Raw genomic sequence first — 1,125 nt, forward strand, 5'->3', positions numbered from 1 at the left:
GATGGAGCTACCTACTCTGAGGGGCAACTTCGCCACGCTCTTTTTCTGTTAGATCAGGTCTTATAAATAGCTCTGTTGGGAAATAAAAATTTGGGAGCCTTGTGCTCCCTTTTTTTGTTTCTCAATTGAGCCGACAAGCGGAAACATTCTTGATTTTTGTTACCTAATTCAAATCCGCGCGTCAGCTTCACAAATATGTATAAATACGTCTTTTTACATATCTATCTGGTTGTTAGCTGCAAACGACGACTGACGACGACGATGACTGAGGAGGAGGAAATAGGAGGTGCAGCGTCATCCCCGTATAGTAATACGGGGTGAAAGTACCTTGTTTTTCCGCAAAATGTCGAATCTGTGATGTACAATTCGACAAAATGTCGAAATAAGGTAACTTATGCATCCGTCCGAGTTTAAGCGCATTCGAAAGTCTGTTTTAAAGCTTAGTCAGTCCGAATTAGGCGATAAGCTGGATCTCTCCAATGATTCGATAAGTAGATTTGAAACGGGTAAATATCCAGTCGATAAAAGGACTGAATTTGCCCTTCTGTGGTTACAGCATTTAGAACTACACCTAGAAGCTCCTGTAACGCCTCCTGTGCAAAAAAGTGAGGTATTAGAATCTTGCTCTGTAGATCTTCTTATTTCCCCTCCTGTGCATTCTGACGACGAAAAGAGGGATAGATTTGGTCCTGTCCCTGACTCATCAAAAAGATCCAAGGCTAGGTCTAATCGAAAAAAGAAAAAGAAAAAGCGATAGCGCTATTTGTTCTATGGTTTGTTCTATGGTTTGTTGGAGTCAACCTAGTTTACTAGGGTTAGTATATGACGTTGACTAGGGTGGTGTATCTCATACACTAGGGTTGTCTATATATTGACTAGGTGTTATGATTTTCTGTGGATAAAAAAAAACGCCAAAATGGGCGGCAACCCTTGGCGTTTTTCTTAGTTTCTATAAGGAAAATTATGACACACAAACTTAAGCGGAGCCAATTCGATATTATGCATCCACTTTTTGACGCAATGAAACGTGAAAATCTACCATCAACACAGCGCCTGCTTCTCTTGGGGCTATTTAGATTTGTTGATGGCGATGGAGTTTGTTTCCCTAGCTACAGCGCTCTAATG

At 41.0% G+C, this 1,125-nt stretch carries 1 protein-coding gene; it reads left to right on the forward strand.

Annotated features, from left to right (window positions below; all coding sequences use genetic code 11):
* Window positions 1–894: 894 nt before the first annotated feature.
* Window positions 895–1,125: hypothetical protein (locus R7070_RS26200; protein WP_318141514.1), on the forward strand; the 231-nt coding region annotated here is incomplete at its 3' end.

This window comes from Vibrio sp. 1557 (genome assembly GCF_033340175.1).
Taxonomy (GTDB): Bacteria; Pseudomonadota; Gammaproteobacteria; order Enterobacterales; family Vibrionaceae; genus Vibrio; species Vibrio alginolyticus.